Raw genomic sequence first — 19,213 nt, forward strand, 5'->3', positions numbered from 1 at the left:
TCTTTCTGAGTTCAGTATATAGAAAAAATTATATGCCGTCAATAGATTTTTTTCTATATATAAATATTTTTTTCTATATACAGGAGATAAAGAAACGCCGGAACCGGATTGCCGGAACTGGCGTTTCTGTACTTCTTTCTTTTACTCGATTACAACCCGGTTGGCCCGCTCAGTCCGCACGATGCAGACCCAGGTGCGTCCCTGGTTCAGCTTGATCTCATTTCCTTCCGCATCATAGTAACGGGTAATGCCCCATTCGCCATCCTTCCTCCAGGTCACGGGAATTACCTTTCCGTCAGTGATATACTGGCCGACGCCCTCTCCCCAGAGATTAATGTTCAGGTAATCGGTATCGTAGTAATGCTCATAATCGCAGACCTGGATCAGAATGTTCTTATAAGCAAGCTGCACATCATTATTTCCCACATCCACATGAGGGGCTTCAAACTGATACCGGTAATACAGGCCGTTCTCAGCGTTGTATTCAAACCAGGGCTTGTTAGACACATATCCCACCGACACCTTGTTGGCCGGTGCCGCATCTTTCATGACCGGGGACTCTCCGTCATCCACAAACTGATAATGCCCCTGATAATCCGGCGAATATTCATTGGAATAGCCCATTTTTTCAATGGCATATTTCATCTCGTCGCCGCTGGTGAAATGATGATGGGGCTTTTCTCTTCCGGACATGCTGTGGAACGCCCATTCGCTGGCTCCGGTCACACCGTTGACGCAGTCGCACATCCCGCCCTCCAGGTACGGTCTTGCATATTCACACTGACCATAATGGAAAAACACCGACTGAAATTCCTGCTGGATCACCGCATGGTACGTTCTGGCACTGCGGATCGATCCGATTTCCTTTAAGTCATCATACTGCTCGAAAAATGCTACAAACCGGACGGCACTGGCCTCTCCCGGCGTCTCATAAACCACGTCCGCCGCACTGAGTCCGTAGGTGGGCTGCGCCACCTTTACGTTACTGATCATGACCGCCGCCGGACGTCTCGTTCCGATCTCCTCCGGAACCCACTGTCCGGTCAGATAGCTTCGCACCATTCCCTCCGGGTGTGCCTCTGTTTCCGGCTCTGTCTCCGCAGCTGTTGTGGGCGGAGGAAGCGTCTCCGGTGCCTTTGTCGTCTCTGCGATGGTCGTTTCTTCCACCTTCTTTTTTCCGCATCCTGTAACGAACAGCATAAGCCCCGCCAGACCAATGGCTGCGGCACGTCTCAGGTTTCTGGTCGTCTGTTTTCTCATAGATTCAAGCCCCTCCCGTACTGTTTTTCTATAATTACAAGTATACCATAGATATTTTACAGGCGTCAACGAAAAGATATTTGAAAAGTCTGTCAAATTCCGGGCACGGCTCCACCAGGCCAGTCAGCCGGTACAGAACTTCTATTTCAAAATCAAAAACACTTGCGCCTTCCTTCATTTTATGTTATAGTTTTGGTTATCTTGTGACAAGACAGATGATATAAAATATTTTACACTCTATATGCAGAGGAAAGGCGGTATCTTATGAAAAAATGGCTGAACCGGCTGTTTATTGACGGCCTGAGTGGAATGGCCACGGGACTGTTCTCCACCCTGATCGTGGGAACCATCATCCAGCAGATTGGAACCCTCATCGGCGGAACAGTCGGAAACTATCTCTTCTTCTTTGGAAAAATGGCGGCAGCAATGACCGGTGCGGGAATTGGCTGCGGCGTTGCCTGTAAATTCAAGGAAAGCCCCCTGGTGGTGCTCTCCGCTGCAACGACCGGTATGGTAGGGGCCTTTGCCGGAAAAATCCTTGCCGGACAGGTTCTGGTAGAAGGCAGTATCGTACTTACCGGCCCCGGTGAGCCTCTCGGTGCATTCATCGCCGCTTATGTGGGCATTGAACTCGGACATCTCATTGCCGGAAAGACCAAGCTGGACATTGTCTTAACTCCCATTGTCTGCATCATCGCCGGTTCCGTGGTCGGCCTGATCTTCAGTCCGCCCATCTCCGCATTCATGAACTCTCTCGGTGCCCTGATCAACTGGGGAACCGAACAGCAGCCGTTCTTAATGGGTATTATCGTATCCGTCCTCATGGGCATGATCTTAACCCTCCCCATCAGCTCTGCTGCTCTGGGTGTTTCTTTAAGCCTTGCCGGTCTCTCCGCCGGAGCCGCCACCGTCGGCTGCTGCGCCAACATGATCGGCTTTGCCGTTGCCAGCTATAAAGAAAATAAAATCGGCGGTTTCTTTGCACAGGGAATCGGCACCAGCATGCTCCAGGTTCCCAATATCGTAAGGAAGCCGATCATCTGGCTCCCGGCGATCATTACCAGTGCCATCCTCGGCCCGGTTTCCACCCTGGTCTTCCACATGACCAATAATCCGGTAGGCTCCGGTATGGGAACCGCCGGACTGGTCGGTCAGATCATGACCTTCCAGACCATGACAGCCACCGAGGGCGCGGCCATTGTTCTGTTAAAGATCGTCCTGCTCCACTTTATCCTGCCTGGTGTACTCGCCTGGGTCATCTCCTGGTTCATGCGGAAAAAGGGCTGGATTAAAGACGGAGATATGAAGCTGGAAGTGTAACACACGATCTGCAAAAAAGACCGTACAAAAGAGAAGCTGCATTGGGAACATCGTTCCTGCCGCAGCTTCTCTTCTTTTACTTTAACGGGTATTTTTACAATAAGCTTCCAACCTGATATACAAGCACTGCCGCTCCCCATGCTGCAAGAAGCTGGAACACTACCATCCCAAGGGTCCATTTCCAGGATCTGGTCTCGCGCTTTATGGTGGCGATTGCCGCCACACAGGGCGTATACAGCAGGCAGAACAGCATGAAGCAATAGGCATTGAGCCGTCCGAATCCGATCGCTCCCAGCGCACCGTGAAGCGCTGTCATTCCTTCCGCAGAGTTGATGCTGCTGATTCCGAACAGAACCGAACAGCTGGAAACCACCACTTCTTTTGCGGATAACCCGCTGATCAGTGCCACTGCCACCTGCCAGAATCCCAGTCCTGCCGGTGCAAGGAACGGAACAAGTGCATGACCGATCGCCGCACCGAAGCTTTCCGATACATCTGTCACCATGCCATGAATTCCGAAGTTTAATAAGAACCACAGGATGATCGAGGCAACAAAGATCGTTGTCCCAGCCTTTGTCAGATAATCCTTCACCTTCTCCCATACGTAGATGGCAATGGTTCTGGCATTTGGCGTCTTATACTCCGGCAGTTCGATCAAAAGCGCATGCTCCAGGGCCTTGGGACGGATCCGGTTAACGACCAGTGCAATCACAATCGCCGCCAGAACCCCGATCACATAAAGAGAATACGCCGCAATCATGGCATATTTTCCGAAAAACACACTGGCAAACAGCACATAAACAGGCAGTCTCGCCGAGCAGGACATAAACGGCGTGATCAGGATCGTCCGTTTCCGGTCCTGCTCACTTTCCAGCGCTCTCGTTGCCATAACCGCCGGAACAGTACAGCCGAAGCCCAGAACCATCGGAAGAAATGCCTTTCCGGAAAGACCGACCTTTCCCATGATCCCGTCCATGACATAAGCCACTCTGGCCATATAGCCGGAATCCTCCAGAAACGCCAGCGCCAGAAACAGAATAAAGATGTTAGGCAGAAACGTTAAAATCCCTCCTACGCCGGCGATAATACCGTCTACGATCAGAGACTTCAGCCATCCGGCAGTCCCGATTGCCTCCAATCCATGCCGTACCAGTCCGGAAATCCCCTCCAGCCCCAGTTCAAAATAGCCCTTCAGGAAATCACCTACCGTAAAGGTCAGGAAAAATACAGCCGCCAGGATCACAAGGAAGACCGGCACACCCCAGAACGGATGAGTCAGGATCCGGTCTGCCTTTTCCGTCAGAGCTGCTTTCCGCTCCCGATTCACCATACATTCTTCCATAACCTCTTCTATGTAATCGTATTTTTCACTGATGATCTGCTTCTCGTAGGAACGATCCAGCACCTGCGGAAGGTCGAGGGGATATTCTTCCCGGATCACCTCATCAAAATCCAGTTCCTTAATTGCAGTCCATCGAACATTGGGAAGCTTCCCATAGGTTGTCTCCAACGCCTCTGAGATTTTTCCGATTTTCGCCTCTAATCCACGGGAATAACGAATTCCTGTAATGTCCGGTGTTTCTTCACTGTGATGGACAACTGCATGGAGCAGAACCTCCAGACCGGTCCGTTTTCTGGCGGACACCGGAATCGCCGGAATATTTCCCAGCATTTCCGGAAGCCGGTGCAGATCGATCTCCATGCCCCGCTCCTCCACGATATCCATCATATTGAGGGCCAAAATCAATGGTTTCCCCAGCTCCAGAAGCTGGAGTGTCAGATACAGATTTCGTTCCAGACTGGATGCATCCACCACATTGATGATCACATCCACCTTCTCATCCATTACGCACTTTCTCGAAACCTTTTCCTCGATGCTGTATGAGGTCAGGCTGTAAATACCGGGAAGATCAATCACGCGGATTCTCTGATCCTTGTATTTCGCCTCGCCCTCTACCCGTTCCACGGTAACTCCCGGCCAGTTAGCGACCTTCAGCGTTGCCCCCGTCAGTGCATTAAACAGGGTTGTCTTACCGCAATTGGGATTTCCTACAAACGCTACCGTGATCTCCGGTCCGTTCTGAGTCTCTGTTCTGATTTCCTGTGTCTGCATCTCAGGCCGTGCACAGCAGGATCTTCGTCTGATCATAAGTCCCCGCCCTCCTTTGATGCTGCTTTGCTGCTATATGTTCCGGCCTCTGCTCCATTCTGCTTCTGAAATTCGTTCCCTTCCGATTGGGGAATTACAAGAATTCCATCCGTGATCGGACGCCCGAGCGCCAGCCTTGTACCGCGGAGCCGGATGATCGAAGCTCCCTTCTTTTTCTTTTCCAGAATGGTCAGCTTCGTTTTTTCATTCATACCAAGGGCTTCCAGCCGTCTGGTAATGGATTCCTGTAATTTCATTCCCGTCACCAGATAAACCCCTCCGATGTTTCCTTCTGTTAATGTCATGGTTTCCTCCTGCTGAAGCATATTATAATGATATTATTGTATTTTAGTTGATAATGTTTGTCAATAACTGTTGAGACTGATTCTCATTTGGTCTTTCGGACATCAGCTTTCCCGTTCATTCGGTGTCAGTCTTGCCCGGAAAAGACGCCGCTTCAGCTCCTTCAGACTGAACGGGATCAGCGGATAAATATAGCTTTTTCCTGAAATAGTCTTATTAAATACGATCGAACAGATGAATATCAGTGTTCCGATGAGAAACCCCCAGAGGTCCAGCGCCGCAGTCAGAACCAGCAGGAGCAGACGCATGAATTTTAATGCATAGCCAAGCTCAAAGCTGGACTGGGTATAATTGGATAATGCTACAAAGGCCATGTAAAGCATCGTTTCCGAATTAAACCAGCCTGAGTTTGCAGCGAACTCTCCAACCACCAGCGCCGCAATAACGCTTAACGGCGTACTGAGCATGCTTGGCGTGTTGAGTGCGGCCAGGCGCAGACCGTCAATGGAAAATTCCAGGATCAGGAGCTGCCAGATCAACGGAACATTCACCGTGTCCCGTACCTTAATGAATTCCAGAGAATTCGGGATCCAGTCCGGATTCTGCATGAGCAGCAGCCATATGGGAGTCAGAAATACACCAAGTACAGAGATGGTCATACGGGACAAACGCAGGTATGTTCCGGTCAGCGGCGGAAAATAAAAGTCATCCGCCTCCTCGATAATGTCAAACATCGAAGATGGCAGGATCATAGCCGCCGGTGAGGTATCCACCAGAATAATGATGTTTCCCTCCAGCAGATGCGCAGCCGCAGTATCCGGCCGCTCCGAATATTTAAATTTCGGAAAAGGATTATACCATTTGTGAGGATAAATACATTCTGCCAGACTTTCCTGGTTCATGGTCAGTGCATCTGCCCGGATCCCGCCGATCCGCTCCTTGATCTGACAGAGCAGTGCTTCATCGACTCTCCCTTTCATATAGCAAATGGCAATGTCGGTATGGGAGGTCTTCCCTGCCTGGGTGATCTCCACCGTCAGCTTCGGGTCTCGGATCCGCCGCCGGATCATTGCTGTATTCAGGGTCAGCGTCTCAACAAACCCGTCTCTGGAGCCACGGAGCACCTTCTCCTTTCCGGGCTCCTCCACGCTCCTTGCCGGATAATCGCGGCAGTCCATCGTAAAAGCCGAATCATAGCCGTCTATGATCAGAACCGTGATTCCCATCAGGAGCTGCGTTATGATCTGCTCCGTGTCCTGCAGAACACCAACCTGACCATAGGGAAGGTGCCGTTTTGCAAACGCCTCTGCTGTTCCCGGCATCCTATCTGCTTCCACGCTTCCCAGATACTGCAGCACACGCTGAAGAACTGAATTTTCGGTGAAGCCGTCAATCAGATAAACACACGCCTGCCGTCCTCCGATGGTAATGCTGCGGCAGATTACATCAAAATTCTGATCCACCCGTAACAGTTTATGAAACCAGCTCCTGTTTTCTTCCAGACTCTGAGAAAGACGCTTCGACTCTTTCTGCGATCCTGCTCCGTTTTTCCCATAAGGGCTTTTGTGATCCTCCATCAAAAAAAACTCCTCTCTGCAGTTTTTCCTAGTATCTGCAAAGAGGAGTTTCTTTATTCCGGCAAGCCTGCCGCCTTCATTTCGTTTTCAGCCTATCCGGCCTGCTTTTATTTTCGGTCTTATCCGGCCTGCTTTCGTTTTCCGTAAATGCTTACTTCTGACCGTAGTATGCGTTTGCACCATGCTTGCGGTAATAATGCTTATCCTGAACATACTGAACCGCCGGACGGATCTTGGGATTGATCATCTCCGTCTGTGCCGCCATCTTGGCAACCTCATCCAGGACAACTGCATTATGAACAGCCTCCGCTGCATTTTTTCCCCAGGTAAATGGTCCATGGCTGGTGCAGAGCACACCGGGGCAGGATAACGGATCGCGGCCCTCAAATGCCTCGATGATCACCTTTCCGGTATTCTTCTCATAAGCTTCCTCCACCTCTTCCGGTGTCAGAACCCTGGCACAGGGGATCTCTCCGTAAAAATAATCGGCATGAGTCGTTCCGTAGCAGGGAATGCCTCTTCCGGCCTGTGCCCAGGAGGTCGCCCATGCAGAATGGGTATGAACCACACCGCCGATGCCCTCGAAGGCCTTGTAAAGCTCCACGTGGGTCGGTGTATCCGATGACGGGCGGAGCTTTCCTTCCACAACCTTTCCATCCAGATCCACAACTACCATATCTTCGGGCTTCATGGTTGCATAGTTTACGCCGCTGGGCTTAATCACTACCAGACCGCTTTCCCGGTCGATGGCACTTACATTTCCCCAGGTATAAACCACCAGGCCGTGAGCCGGCAGCTCCATATTGGCGCGGTAAACCTCTTCCTTTAACTGTTCTAACATACTTTCTTCTCCTTTCGTTTTATATCCATTTGTTTTTTATTCATTCCCCTGAAAAATATGTTCTTACATATTCATATTCTTTGTATAACAGAAAACTCCCCCGAGATTTTCTGTTACAAAAGGCGCCTCCATAATCGGGAGCGCCTTAACGGAACCTGATAAGCACAGGTTCCGTTTCATATGGTTATAATACTTCGTAGTCACAGCAGGTACGGTCTGTCAAATACGGTTTCACACAGGCTCCGACCGCTTCTACATGACCGGGATGTACCTGATATGCCGCCAGAGCTTCTGCTGTCTCAAAGGTTCCGTCAAGAACAAGATCCACAGAGCTTGTCGGCAGAGGCGGTGCGATCACCTTTACATCAATCACTCCGGCTGCTGCTTTCTTTACCTCTAACAGACGCTTTTCAAAATCAGCCGCAATGGCTGTTCTCTGCTCTTCGGTTACCTCGGGCTTAAATTTCCAGCTTACGATATGCTTAACCATAGTTCCTCCTTATTTGGACAGGAATTCATGAATTCCCTTTGCACCGGCACGGCCTGCTTCCATCGCCAGGATTACGGTCGCTGCACCGGTTACGGCATCGCCACCGGCGTAAACGCCGTCTTTGCTTGTCTTACCGGTATCTGCCTCAGCAACGATACATTTCTTCTTATTGATCTCAAGACCCTTTGTGGTAGAGGAGATCAGCGGGTTCGGAGAAGTACCGAGGGACATGATCACTGCATCACACTCAATCTCGAACTCGGAGCCTTCAATCGGTACAGGACGACGTCTTCCGGAAGCATCGGGCTCGCCCAGCTCCATCTTTACGCAGCGTACTGCTCTTACCCAGCCCTTGTCATCTGCGAGGATCTCAACCGGGTTGGTCAGAAGATCGAAGATAATTCCTTCTTCTTTTGCATGATGAACTTCCTCTGCTCTTGCAGGAAGCTCCGCTTCACTTCTTCTGTATACGATATGAGTCTCAGCACCAAGACGGAGCGCGGTTCTTGCAGCATCCATTGCCACGTTTCCTCCGCCGACGATGACTGCCTTCTTGCTCTCCGGCATGGGAGTTGCATAGTCATCCAGTCTTGCTTTCATCAGGTTGCTTCTTGTCAGGTACTCGTTTGCGGAGAATACGCCGTTTGCGTTCTCTCCGGGGATTCCCATGAACATCGGGAGACCGGCACCGGAACCGATGAATACGGCATCAAAGCCTTCTTCATTTAACAGCTCGTCAATGGTTACGGACTTGCCGACGATAACATCCTTCTCAATGGTTACACCGAGAGACTGAACATTTTCAACCTCAGGCTTTACAACCTTGTCCTTGGGAAGACGGAATTCCGGAATTCCGTATGTAAGCACGCCGCCTGCCTCATGGAGTGCCTCGAAGATCGTCACTTCATAGCCAAGCTTTGCCAGGTCGCCTGCACAGGAAAGTCCGGACGGACCGGAACCGATAACAGCGACTTTCTTTCCGTTTGACTTCTCTGCCTTCTTGGGCTTGATTCCGTTTTCTCTTGCCCAGTCAGCTACGAAACGCTCCAGCTTGCCGATGGCAACCGGATCACCCTTCTTGCCGCGGATACATTTTCCCTCACACTGGCTCTCCTGCGGGCATACACGGCCGCATACAGCAGGCAGGGAAGAGGACTCGGACAGGATCTGATATGCTGCCTCGAAATTCTCCTCTACGATCTCATGGATAAATCCGGGGATATTAATGGATACCGGACATCCCTGAGAACACATGGGCTTTTTGCACTGTAAGCAGCGCTTTGCCTCTTCAATCGCTTCTTCTTTATTATAACCCAAGCAAACCTCTTCAAAGTTGGCTGCTCTTACCTGGGGAGCCTGCTCCCTTACCGGTACTCTTTTTAATCCTTCCATTATTTGTCACCTCCGCACTGTCCGCATCCGCCATGATGAGTCTCGCCCTCCTGGAATGCAAGAAGTGCTCTTCCCTCAGCGGTCTTATACATAGCCTGACGCTTCATTGCCTCATCAAAGTTGATCTTATGGCCATCAAACTCAGGTCCGTCTACACAGGCGAACTTCACTTCATCGCCTACTGTCAGACGACAGGCTCCGCACATACCGGTACCGTCTACCATGATCGGGTTCATGCTGACAATCGTAGGGATTCCCAGCTTCTGTGTGGTCAGGCAGCAGAATTTCATCATGATCATCGGTCCGATGGCAACACATACATCGTAATGCTTTCCTTCTGCAACGAGATCCTCGATCACCTTGGTTACCATACCGCTTCTGCCATAGCTTCCGTCATCGGTTGTGATATACAGATTTCCGGCAACCTTCTTTAACTCTTCTTCCATGATCAGCAGGCTCTTGGTCTTTGCACCAACGATTACATCTGCATCGATGCCATGCTCATGGAGCCATTTTACCTGGGGATATACGGGAGCTGTTCCCACACCGCCGGCAACAAATAAGATCTTTTTCTTCTTGGTCTCTTCCACATCATCTGTGATGAGCTCGGACGGATGTCCCAGAGGACCAACGAAATCCATAAAGGAATCTCCGGCCTTTAACTGCGCAAATTTATGGGTAGAGGCGCCGATCGGCTGGAATACGATCGTAACCGTACCCTTTTCTCTATCATAGTCTGTGATCGTTAACGGGATTCTTTCCCCCTTCTCATCCAGTCTGACAATAATAAACTGTCCAGGCAGACAAGACTTTGCTACTCGCTTTGCTTCTACATCCATCAGAATGATATTTTCTGTCAGATGTTCCGCTCTCAGAATCTTGAACATGTCTTTTCCTCCTTACCTTTCCTGCCGCATGACGACATTTTTCGCACATGCTATCCAGTTTATTCTAACACTCTATCCCCTTGATTTCAACCGGAAAATTCCATGAAATCCGCAGAAATTGTTCTTTTTTTCACAGATTTCCGTATCTGTCTTTATCTTTCGGTTTTCCATATGTAAGGTTACTTTTTTTCCATACCGGTCAATCTTTTTTATTCGTAAATTTCCATAACAAAAAGCTGCCCTCCATACGTCTCCGCACAAAGAACAGCTTTCGTTAATTCTCAATTCAATTTTTAATTATTCCGCATCAAATCCTGCTGCCGGTCTGTCCACTCAGTTTTTCCGGGCAGTGGTTGTTCTGATGCCCTTTACAGCAGGCTTGCCAGGCTGCTGCCCACCATCAGACCGAAGATGAACGTGATGATATAGGTTGCGATCAGGTTCAGCAGGAACAGAAGGAACAGTTTCCATACTCGCTTATCCTTATCCTCTGGCAGGAACGGATCCATTGCTGCCGGAACAAAAAAATAGGACAGCAGATTTCCGGCACTGTAGATCAGGAATGCCAGAGCAAAGGGAACTCCATTGACGCTGTAACCGCTGGTCAGCGGGAAGATCAGGACAAACAGCGCAGTCACTGCAGTAAAGGGAAGCTGTGCCAGCGCCTTCGCTGCGGCAACTCCAAGACCCTGCATATAACTCATGGGTTTTTTACCAAAGGCCATCGCCAATGCGCCCCATACAGCAAGCACTGCAGCACCTCCAAGAAGTGCACCAAAAAACAGCATGGGTGTACTTACAACCTTATAAGAAAGATAGCCACCGGTCGCTCTTGAGACAGCAGAGTTTACCTTAATTCCGAAGAACATGAAAATCAGGCAGAAGAACAAAAGCTGTGCACCCAGTGCTCCGAAGATTACAGCCGGTTTTCCTGCTTTTGTCATCTCACTTAAGGTTGCAGCCGGTTTTTTCCAGGAATCCAGAATGGTTCCCCAGAGTCCTTTCATATAAACACCGGCAGCACTGGGCGCTTTCGGTGCCTGACCAGGCTGATTACCCGGCTGTCCATACGGTGCCTGACCATAAGGATGTCCCTGTGCCTGACCATTTGGTGCTCCATAAGGATGCCCCTGTGCCTGACCATTTGGTGCTCCGTAAGGATGCCCCTGTGCCTGGCCGTTCGGTGCTCCGTAAGGATGTCCCTGTGCCTGGCCGCTCGGTGCTCCGTAAGGATTTCCCTGTGCCTGGCCGTTCGATGCTCCGTAAGGATTTCCCTGTGCCTGGCCGTTCGATGCTCCGTAAGGATTTCCCTGTGCCTGGCCGTTCGGTGCTCCGTAAGGATGTCCCTGCGTCTGGCCGTTCGATGCTCCGTAAGGATGTCCCTGCGCCTGGCCGTTCGGTGCTCCGTAAGAGCTTCCCTGCGTCTGTGCCGCTCCGGCCTCCTTCACTTGCTCCGGTGCAGCCGCCTGCTCCGGTGCCTGCGCTCCACCCGTCTGACAGGTGCATACCTCACCGTCCTTCAGCGGTCTTCCGCACTGACTACAAAACTTTGCCATAATCATATCCTCCTTTTGTTTTAAAAAAACTCTCCCATAGATGATGCATCAATCTTCCAGGTGGGAAACATTCCAAATTTCTTTCCTGCTTTTACCAGAGTGAGATCAAGGTTCTCTTCCTGATCGGTTCCAAAAATACTCACCTTCATAGTCACCGTCACATCTTTTCTTGTAAGTCCGTCGCTTCCGGTATAACTCAGTCCCTCGTCCTGTATCTCAAATTTCATACCGGAAAAGGTCGATACCATGGCAACCAGAGAAGAAACCGATTCATCCATGGAATCGATGAACTCTGACTTTGTCTGGTAATTGTCCATATCTTCGCCCCAGTAAATACTGCTGTACAGCTTTCCCCAGTCTCCGCTCTTCATACTGCGCTCAAACTGCTTGATCGGTGCAGAGGTGCTCCCGGCACGGATTCCAAGAAATACAAAGCTACCGATAACTGCCACCAGAACTGCAATCACAAGTGTGATAACCAGCGGCTTCTTACTCTTCTTTTTCTTCGGAACTCCCATTCCATGACCATCCGAAGCGGCATTCGCCTGTCCGTACGGCTTCTGGTTATAGGGATTCTGGTTATATGGATTCTGATTGTATGAATTCTGGTTATATGGATTCTGATTGTATGAATTCTGATTGTATGAATTCTGATTGTATGAATTCTGATTATATGGATTCTGATTAGGTGAATTCACCTGAGCACCGTTCTGTCCAATGCTGTTCTGCTGATAAGGATTGGATTGAGGTCCACCCTGTCCGCCAACATTCTGTCCATAAGGATTCTGGTTGCATAAATTGGGCTGTACCCCCTCCTGTCCCGGTCTTACCTGTGCGGCCTCTTTCGCCGTCTGATCTGGCGCCAGGGCTTCTCCGGCCGCTTCCGGCTTCGGTGCCTCCGTCCGGAGCAGCTTTCCGCATTCCTTACAAAACTTCGATGTGTCTGCATTCTCGGTTCCGCAATACTTACAATACATACTCTTCCTCCCTCTTTTGTTTTATATTCTGATCCACCGGAGCTTCCGTTCTGTCTTCCAGATTCTTCTACCGGATCATAAACTGAAAGGATTCATCTGCCAGGACAAACCCGTCTCCGTGGCAAAGCCGGTACTCATCGCCGGGATCCAGCCGCATACCGTTTAGATAGGTAGCATTGGTGGAATTGTGATCCACCAGATAATACTCGCCTCCGTCCATCAAAATACTGGCATGATGGCGGCTCACTGCCGGATTGTCCGGAATACAGAAGTCCGCATCCTGGCTCTTTCCAAGCAGCGTTTCATCCAGAACGATAGCCATCTCATCACCGGTTCGAAGCTGAATGATATATGCCACCTCATCCGGTGCGTCAAAGGCATCGGGAAGCATAATATCCAGTCCGTCATCCTTTTTGGTTTCCCCGGAAGTTTCCGGCTCTTCAAGCTCCTCCGGCTCTGCTCCGTAAAACTCCGGTTCTTCGGCGGCTGCCGCTTCAATGGAATCTGCTGCAATGTCCTGCAAAAGCAACGTATCTGCCATGGCCTTGCACTGATCCAGTGTTTCACGCTTCACGCCTTTTACATAGTTGAGAAGCATTCTCATGTTTTCCTGATTCTGTGCCGGATTTCCCTGCATGACCGTCAAAAGCTCAGTCATCAGAAGACGCAGCTTTTCCACCGCACTTCTGGAATCCTTCTGGAGTCCGCAGAGCCAGCGGATCTCTCCGGTCTCGTCATTGACATAGACGTCGGACATACTCATAAGCAGCTCATTGCGCGGGATCATGTAGTCATCCAGATGGACCCATACATTTAACAGACTGCGGATCACCTGTGCCGCCGCCTTTTTGGGCATATCACCCGGAAAAATCTGGTCAAGAGGCGTGAACCCGTCTGTATTATAACTGGCCTCTCCGGCCTCTGTGTCCAGCTCCAACCGGAAAAGCCCTTCGATTTCATTACATAAAAGCATCTGATAGGTGATTCCGTCAAAGGTCGTCTCCACCTGTCGTTCTATTCTGTCCATTTATCCCTTCTGCTCCCTTCCTTGTTACCTGAGAAGCTCGTTCCACACGGGGTTTCCGGCCAGTGCTTCCACAATGGCTCTCGTTCCCGCAGGAGGGAGGGCTTCCATACACCCGGCACAGGGTAATGCCGGATCTTCAACCTTCCGTCCCGTCTGTTTCTGGAACCGGTTATACAAACATACCGTTTTATCCGCTGCCAGCTCTTTTTCTTCCTGAAGTACGCGGATCTTCTGTAATTTCCGGTTTGCTGCCGCCGTTCCGTCGCTGACAAGCACCACGCGGTCTGCACACTCCCAGGCGGCAAGTACCGTATGGGTCGGCACAAAGTCTGCCTCCACCACAAGGTAGCGAAACTCTCCGTCATCGATCAGCTTCCGAAACAGGCTCTTTGCCGTTTCCTCACCGACATCCATAAGCCCTGCCGGAATCCTGGCATTATCAAAGAAATAGACCCCGCTTACATCACGGTTCAGGATCGATGCAAACAGCGGTTCCGGATCATCCCCCTGGATCAGATGCTCCAAGAGCGTCTGAAGATCTCTGGGATTTCCGCCCTGAAAGATCATCGTACCATCGCCCAGGCTGTTCAGATTGATATAAAGGACCTTCTGCTCCCCGGCCGCCAGATGGACTGCATAGGCGCCTGCTGCGGCAGAACATCCTGTGTGAGTACCTGCTCCGCTGAACACGACCATCTTCACAGCTGTATCCTCCTGGGAGAATAATAACTCAATTGACTGAAACAGGTTTCTTCTGGACTGATAGCGGAACACCTTTCCCGCTGCGGTATCCGGCTGTGAGGTAAAATAACCCACATGAATATCCCCGATAAACGGAGGATACTCCTTCCGGCTTTCCTCCGGTACAAGGACTGCATCCACCTGACGTCCGGCAATCATGTCATCCAGCGCCTGCTTTTCATACACCGGGTAAAAAACCTCTGCCCGTTCAGGCACCTCCCCCATATATCCGCAAAACCGTTCTGTATATGCAGCATCTGAATCATACACTGCAATCCGTATCTGTTCCATACTGTCGTTCTTCCTTCCTGATCCTTAGTACCCCATCTTTTTCTCATAATCGGCAATCAGCTTCCTGTTGGCGATCTCGTACTCATTGAACACACTCTCGTTGAACTGGTCCGGTTCAATGGACGGATGATACCAGGACTTTGCTGAAAAATACTGGTTCAGACCTTCATCCTTGAATTTTCTTCCATGTCTTGCATACAGCTCGTTTCTGGCAAGCCGCAGTTCTTCTTTCGTCAGCCCTGCAAGATCCGCCTCTGTCAAATAGGCAGTATTGCTGTCCGGTAAAATATATTCCTGCTCTGCCACACCGGCCGTTGTTTCCTGACTGCTTTCCTCTGCGGTAACAGAAGGTGCCACGTAAAGATTTTCAGGCTTTCTGTTCTCCTGCCCGGATGTTTCTGTTTCGGAGGTTTCTTCTGCAGCTTCCTCCGTGGTTGTTTCTTCTGCAGCAGCTTCCCATGTCTGTTTTTTCGGATCTGCTGATTTTTTTCCTCCGAAATGCCATATTCCCAGAACCACTAACGCAGCGAGAAGTAATACCGTCACAATACTGAGGATCACGATCACAATCGTAGACCCTTTCCCGTTTTTCTGCTTTCCGGACAGCTGATTGCCAGAAGCGCCATAAGGATTTCCAGGCTGATTCTCCATGTACGGTTCCTGCTGATATTCCGGTCCCCCGTCTCCATATGGTACCTGACTATCATCCGTCTGCCCCTCATAGTCATAACGCTGATCCTGCTCACGATATCCCTGCTCCTGCCATGCTGCCGGCTGGCTTTCTCTGTATGCTTCCTCCGGTACATAGTCCACGGTTTCCTCCGGATGTACCGGTGCACCGCAGTTTTCACAGAACCTTGCACCCTCCGGAAGCTTTTTCCCACATTCTTCACAAAACATACGCTACCTCCGCCTCCTCTTATTTTACCATAAACCGAGCAGGCCTGCATCAGATTTTTCTGTCAGTTTCTGCTGATTTTTCAGTATTTCCCTCTTTTGCCATTTCTGTCAGGCCTTTCTGGTTCAGCCGGTATTTCACAATGTTTCCGATGATCCGATAGATTACAGCAAATAACGGAACACCGATCAGCATGCCAATAATCCCGAACAGGCCTCCGAAGAACAGGATTGAAAACACAACCCAGAACGCCGTCAAGCCTGTGGACTGGCCAAGAATCTTCGGTCCCAGAATGTTCCCGTCAAACTGCTGAAGAATAATAATAAACACAATGAAGATCAGACCCTTGGTCGGACTGGCCAGCAAAATCAGGATCGCACTGGGAATGGCTCCCAGATACGGGCCGAAAAAAGGAATCACATTGGTGACGCCGACAATCACGCTTACCAGCACTGTATAAGGCATACGCAGGATCGACAGCACCAGAAAACAGAGAATCCCGATGATCAGAGAATCGACCAGCTTTCCGGCGATGAAACCGCCAAAGATCTCGTTGCTGTCCCGCAGCGTGTCAATGACTGCCACCGCATGCTTTCTGGAAAACACGGCGTAAATGATCTGCTTGGACTGGCGCTTAAAGGTTTTCCGTCCATTTAGCACATAGATCGCAACAACCACGCCGATGACAATATTCAGTGTTGTACTGAAAAAGCTGATAATGCCGTTGGTAAGCCGACCGAACAGCACATTGAAATCCTTTAAAAATCCGCTCTGGATCCAGGTCTGGAGCGCATTCAGTGCTTTTTCACTGATATTCTGAACCATGTCGGCCTCAATTCCCTTGCTCTCCAAAAATGTTGTCAGCCAGGACGCCGTCGCCTGGATCTCGCCCGGCAGTGTCACCACCATATTTCGGATATTGGTATAAAGCTCCGGGATAACCATGACCATTAAAACGGCAACGATAGCGACCCATACCACCAGCGCCAGAAAAATTCCAAGCCCCTTTCGCAGCTTTGCCTCCCGCTCCGGATTTTTTACCAGCTTTTCAAGAGGATTTTTCAGTGCATTTTCAAAAAACTTCGTCATGGGATACATGATGTAGGCAATCAGGAAGCCGAACACGATGGGCTCCAGAATCTTCAGAACCATCTTGATCCCGCTGATCACTTTATCAATTTTATAAATAAACAGGAAAAACAGAATACTTGCCGCAATGACAAGAAATGCCATCAGCCCCATGGACATGTATTTTTTCATGCCGCTGCGTGCTTCGGCCAGCCTGCTCTCCTCTTCCTTTCGTTCTTGTTCCATCCCCGTCTCCTTTCCGGTCTGTTCCGTAACTTTTTATTTTACAGGACGCACTTTCCTGTAAAATACGGGAAACCCGCCGGCTTCCCGGCGGATTTTCCCCTTTTAACATCTCCCGCATTCTTCACAGAACCTGATTTCCCGCAAGCTTTAAATCACCGGAAGCTGCGTTACATACTCATAAAACTCCGGGAACGTCCCGCACAGGAATCCTTCCAGCGGCTTCTCATGGCGGTTCAGCAGGCAGTCCGTGATCAGATAGCCGTTCATGCCAAGGGCAGCCGTGCACATATCCTCGTCCACATCGTTGCCCACCATCATGCACTGCTCCGGCTTCTTTCCAAACCGTTTCAAAATCGACCGGTAATAGTCCAGGTTCGGTTTACAGTAGGTTTCTGCTTCATAGGTGGTTACCATCGAAAAATCCTCCGGATCAAGCCCCGCCCACTTCATGCGCCGCTTTGTCGCCACGGACGGAAATAACGGATTGGTCGCCAGGATCACCTCATAGCCCTTTTGTTTTAACAGTTTCACTGCCTTTGCCGCAAGCGCCTGGACACCGGTGGCTGCTTTTGCCTGTCCGAACTGATTTTTATAAAACTCGGTGAAATAATCCTCCTTCGGAAGCATGTCCTCACCCATGGCCTCCGAAAAACTGCTCCAGAACCGTTCCCGGTTGGTCATGGTCCCGTCATTTTGTACCATGGCCTCCGTTCCCTTCCAGACTGCTCCGACCAGTGCCTTCGGATCGTATCCCTGCGGTCCGAAGGTTTCCGCCAGAGCTGCCATATAGCACTTTAAAAAGGCATCCTGATCCATGGGAAGCAGGGTTCCGTCCAGGTCAAAGAGCACCGTATCCATACGGCTCTCTCCTACGCCTGCCATTTCATATCCTTTAAGATGTCACAGAAATCAAAGGTTGCAAAGTAATCCTTCGGTGTCTCGGCACGGCGGATCATCTGAACACTTCCGTCCTCTTTTAATAACAGCTCTGCCGAACGAAGCTTTCCGTTATAGTTATAGCCCATGGAATAGCCGTGAGCGCCGGTATCATGGATCACCAGGAAATCTCCCACATCTACCTTGGGAAGCATCCGGTCCACTGCGAATTTATCGCTGTTCTCACATAAGGAGCCGGTCACATCGTACTTATGGTCGCAGACACTGTTGTCCTTTCCCATAACGGTGATATGATGGTATGCACCGTAGATGGCCGGACGCATCAGGTTTGCTGCACAGGCATCGCAGCCAATGTACTCTTTATAGATATGCTTCTGATGGATTGCCTTTGTTACCAGACATCCGTAAGGGCCCATCATAAACCGCCCCATCTCGGTATAAATGGAAATATCGTCCAGTCCGGCAGGAGCAAGCACCTCTTCATAAACCTTTCTTACACCATCACCGATGACCATGATGTCATTGGGCTCCTGCTCAGGACGGTACGGAATTCCCACGCCGCCGGACAGGTTGATAAAGCTTACTCTGATCCCAAGCTTTTCTTTAATTTCCACAGCCAGCTCAAACAGTACTTTGGAAAGAGCCGGATAATACTCATTTGTCACCGTGTTGCTGGCTAAGAACGCATGAAGACCGAAGCGCTTTACACCCTTGTCCCGCAGGATCTTAAAGCCCTCCAGAATCTGCTCATGGGTAAAGCCGTACTTGGCATCACCGGGGTTGTCCATAATTCCGTTGCTCATCTTGAACACACCGCCGGGATTATAACGGCAGCTGATGGTCTCGGGGATCCCCGCACATTTTTCCAGAAAATCAATATGGGTAAAATCATCTAAGTTGATGGTTGCATTTACTTTTCTCGCAAACTGGAATTCCTCTGCCGGAGTGGCATTGGAGGAGAACATGATTCCCTCTCCGTCAAAGCCCAGAGCGTCTGCCAGCATCAGCTCTGTTAAGGAAGAACAGTCACATCCACAGCCGTATTCCTTCAGGATATTGATCAGGAACGGATTGGGCGTTGCCTTTACCGCAAAATATTCACGAAAGCCCTTGTTCCAGGAAAACGCTTCCTTTACGCGTCTGGCATTTTCACGGATTCCCTTTTCATCATACAGATGGTAAGGAGTCGGATAGGTTTTATCGATTTCTTTTAACTGCCCTAAGGTTACAAAAGGTTCTTTTTTCATGGATGTACTCTGCTCCTTTCGGTTCTCGTAAGTCTGTTTCAGCATA

The 19,213-nt window shown here is 50.1% G+C and carries 16 protein-coding genes and 1 pseudogene; 1 reads left to right on the forward strand and 16 read right to left on the reverse strand.

The window, feature by feature from the left end:
- Positions 1–141: 141 nt before the first annotated feature.
- Positions 142–1,260, reverse strand: coding sequence for a DUF3048 domain-containing protein (locus ACTQ3K_RS01280; protein ID WP_441564954.1), 1,119 nt, complete (start codon positions 1,258–1,260; stop codon positions 142–144).
- A gap of 264 nt (positions 1,261–1,524) precedes the next feature.
- Between ACTQ3K_RS01280 and ACTQ3K_RS01285 the strand changes: the two genes are divergently transcribed.
- Positions 1,525–2,580, forward strand: a complete 1,056-nt coding sequence (locus tag ACTQ3K_RS01285) for a PTS transporter subunit IIC (protein ID WP_441564956.1) — start codon at positions 1,525–1,527, stop codon at positions 2,578–2,580.
- Between the two features lie 94 nt (positions 2,581–2,674).
- On the opposite strand, the gene feoB is transcribed toward ACTQ3K_RS01285, so the two are convergent.
- The 15 genes and pseudogenes from feoB to ACTQ3K_RS01360 form a co-directional block, all read right to left on the reverse strand.
- Positions 2,675–4,693: a ferrous iron transport protein B gene (gene feoB, locus ACTQ3K_RS01290; protein ID WP_441565216.1), complete on the reverse strand. Its 2,019-nt coding sequence runs from the start codon at positions 4,691–4,693 to the stop codon at positions 2,675–2,677.
- A gap of 131 nt (positions 4,694–4,824) precedes the next feature.
- Positions 4,825–5,034: pseudogene (locus ACTQ3K_RS01295) on the reverse strand (FeoA family protein); the annotation flags it as partial.
- A gap of 102 nt (positions 5,035–5,136) precedes the next feature.
- Positions 5,137–6,609 (reverse strand): spore germination protein, encoded by a 1,473-nt coding sequence (locus ACTQ3K_RS01300; RefSeq protein ID WP_441564958.1) that lies wholly within the window; start codon positions 6,607–6,609, stop codon positions 5,137–5,139.
- 151 nt (positions 6,610–6,760) lie between these two features.
- The gene (gene araD, locus ACTQ3K_RS01305; RefSeq protein ID WP_441564960.1) at positions 6,761–7,450 is read right to left on the reverse strand and encodes an L-ribulose-5-phosphate 4-epimerase; all 690 of its coding nucleotides are present in this window, start codon (positions 7,448–7,450) and stop codon (positions 6,761–6,763) included.
- A gap of 184 nt (positions 7,451–7,634) precedes the next feature.
- Positions 7,635–7,940 (reverse strand): Dabb family protein, encoded by a 306-nt coding sequence (locus ACTQ3K_RS01310; protein WP_441564962.1) that lies wholly within the window; start codon positions 7,938–7,940, stop codon positions 7,635–7,637.
- Positions 7,941–7,949: 9 nt separating this feature from the next.
- Positions 7,950–9,332 (reverse strand): NADPH-dependent glutamate synthase, encoded by a 1,383-nt coding sequence (gltA, locus tag ACTQ3K_RS01315; protein WP_441564964.1) that lies wholly within the window; start codon positions 9,330–9,332, stop codon positions 7,950–7,952.
- On the reverse strand, positions 9,332–10,219 hold the full coding sequence (locus ACTQ3K_RS01320; RefSeq protein ID WP_441564966.1) for a sulfide/dihydroorotate dehydrogenase-like FAD/NAD-binding protein: 888 nt from the start codon (positions 10,217–10,219) through the stop codon (positions 9,332–9,334). The genes gltA and ACTQ3K_RS01320 overlap by 1 nt, the downstream gene beginning before the upstream one ends.
- Positions 10,220–10,587: 368 nt before the next feature.
- On the reverse strand, positions 10,588–11,775 hold the full coding sequence (locus ACTQ3K_RS01325) for a hypothetical protein (protein ID WP_441564968.1): 1,188 nt from the start codon (positions 11,773–11,775) through the stop codon (positions 10,588–10,590).
- Positions 11,776–11,795: 20 nt separating this feature from the next.
- Positions 11,796–12,752: a zinc-ribbon domain-containing protein gene (locus ACTQ3K_RS01330; RefSeq protein WP_441564970.1), complete on the reverse strand. Its 957-nt coding sequence runs from the start codon at positions 12,750–12,752 to the stop codon at positions 11,796–11,798.
- Positions 12,753–12,819: 67 nt separating this feature from the next.
- The gene (locus ACTQ3K_RS01335) at positions 12,820–13,779 is read right to left on the reverse strand and encodes an FHA domain-containing protein (protein WP_441564972.1); all 960 of its coding nucleotides are present in this window, start codon (positions 13,777–13,779) and stop codon (positions 12,820–12,822) included.
- Positions 13,780–13,803: 24 nt separating this feature from the next.
- Positions 13,804–14,811, reverse strand: a complete 1,008-nt coding sequence (locus tag ACTQ3K_RS01340; protein WP_441564974.1) for a hypothetical protein — start codon at positions 14,809–14,811, stop codon at positions 13,804–13,806.
- Between the two features lie 24 nt (positions 14,812–14,835).
- On the reverse strand, positions 14,836–15,711 hold the full coding sequence (locus ACTQ3K_RS01345; RefSeq protein ID WP_441564976.1) for a YARHG domain-containing protein: 876 nt from the start codon (positions 15,709–15,711) through the stop codon (positions 14,836–14,838).
- A 49-nt stretch (positions 15,712–15,760) separates the two neighbouring features.
- Positions 15,761–17,023 carry an AI-2E family transporter gene (locus ACTQ3K_RS01350; protein WP_441564977.1) on the reverse strand — a complete coding sequence of 421 codons (1,263 nt, stop codon included), beginning with the start codon at positions 17,021–17,023 and terminating at the stop codon, positions 15,761–15,763.
- Between the two features lie 147 nt (positions 17,024–17,170).
- Positions 17,171–17,905 (reverse strand): HAD family hydrolase, encoded by a 735-nt coding sequence (locus tag ACTQ3K_RS01355; RefSeq protein ID WP_441564979.1) that lies wholly within the window; start codon positions 17,903–17,905, stop codon positions 17,171–17,173.
- Positions 17,893–19,167, reverse strand: a complete 1,275-nt coding sequence (locus ACTQ3K_RS01360; protein WP_441564981.1) for a diaminopimelate decarboxylase — start codon at positions 19,165–19,167, stop codon at positions 17,893–17,895. The genes ACTQ3K_RS01355 and ACTQ3K_RS01360 overlap by 13 nt, the downstream gene beginning before the upstream one ends.
- Positions 19,168–19,213 lie beyond the last annotated feature (46 nt).

It is taken from the genome of Candidatus Paralachnospira sp. LCP21S3_A2, from assembly GCF_052118925.1.
GTDB lineage: Bacteria > Bacillota > Clostridia > Lachnospirales > Lachnospiraceae > Lientehia.

What these genes read in the sequence shown, in the direction of transcription:
- ACTQ3K_RS01280 (WP_441564954.1), bottom strand. Translation starts at nt 1,260, where the DNA reads ATGAGAAAACAGACGACCAGAAACCTGAGACGTGCCGCAGCCATTGGT.
- ACTQ3K_RS01285 (WP_441564956.1), top strand. Translation starts at nt 1,525, where the DNA reads ATGAAAAAATGGCTGAACCGGCTGTTTATTGACGGCCTGAGTGGAATG.
- feoB (WP_441565216.1), bottom strand. Translation starts at nt 4,693, where the DNA reads ATGCAGACACAGGAAATCAGAACAGAGACTCAGAACGGACCGGAGATC.
- ACTQ3K_RS01300 (WP_441564958.1), bottom strand. Translation starts at nt 6,609, where the DNA reads ATGGAGGATCACAAAAGCCCTTATGGGAAAAACGGAGCAGGATCGCAG.
- araD (WP_441564960.1), bottom strand. Translation starts at nt 7,450, where the DNA reads ATGTTAGAACAGTTAAAGGAAGAGGTTTACCGCGCCAATATGGAGCTG.
- ACTQ3K_RS01310 (WP_441564962.1), bottom strand. Translation starts at nt 7,940, where the DNA reads ATGGTTAAGCATATCGTAAGCTGGAAATTTAAGCCCGAGGTAACCGAA.
- gltA (WP_441564964.1), bottom strand. Translation starts at nt 9,332, where the DNA reads ATGGAAGGATTAAAAAGAGTACCGGTAAGGGAGCAGGCTCCCCAGGTA.
- ACTQ3K_RS01320 (WP_441564966.1), bottom strand. Translation starts at nt 10,219, where the DNA reads ATGTTCAAGATTCTGAGAGCGGAACATCTGACAGAAAATATCATTCTG.
- ACTQ3K_RS01325 (WP_441564968.1), bottom strand. Translation starts at nt 11,775, where the DNA reads ATGGCAAAGTTTTGTAGTCAGTGCGGAAGACCGCTGAAGGACGGTGAG.
- ACTQ3K_RS01330 (WP_441564970.1), bottom strand. Translation starts at nt 12,752, where the DNA reads ATGTATTGTAAGTATTGCGGAACCGAGAATGCAGACACATCGAAGTTT.
- ACTQ3K_RS01335 (WP_441564972.1), bottom strand. Translation starts at nt 13,779, where the DNA reads ATGGACAGAATAGAACGACAGGTGGAGACGACCTTTGACGGAATCACC.
- ACTQ3K_RS01340 (WP_441564974.1), bottom strand. Translation starts at nt 14,811, where the DNA reads ATGGAACAGATACGGATTGCAGTGTATGATTCAGATGCTGCATATACA.
- ACTQ3K_RS01345 (WP_441564976.1), bottom strand. Translation starts at nt 15,711, where the DNA reads ATGTTTTGTGAAGAATGTGGGAAAAAGCTTCCGGAGGGTGCAAGGTTC.
- ACTQ3K_RS01350 (WP_441564977.1), bottom strand. Translation starts at nt 17,023, where the DNA reads ATGGAACAAGAACGAAAGGAAGAGGAGAGCAGGCTGGCCGAAGCACGC.
- ACTQ3K_RS01355 (WP_441564979.1), bottom strand. Translation starts at nt 17,905, where the DNA reads ATGGCAGGCGTAGGAGAGAGCCGTATGGATACGGTGCTCTTTGACCTG.
- ACTQ3K_RS01360 (WP_441564981.1), bottom strand. Translation starts at nt 19,167, where the DNA reads ATGAAAAAAGAACCTTTTGTAACCTTAGGGCAGTTAAAAGAAATCGAT.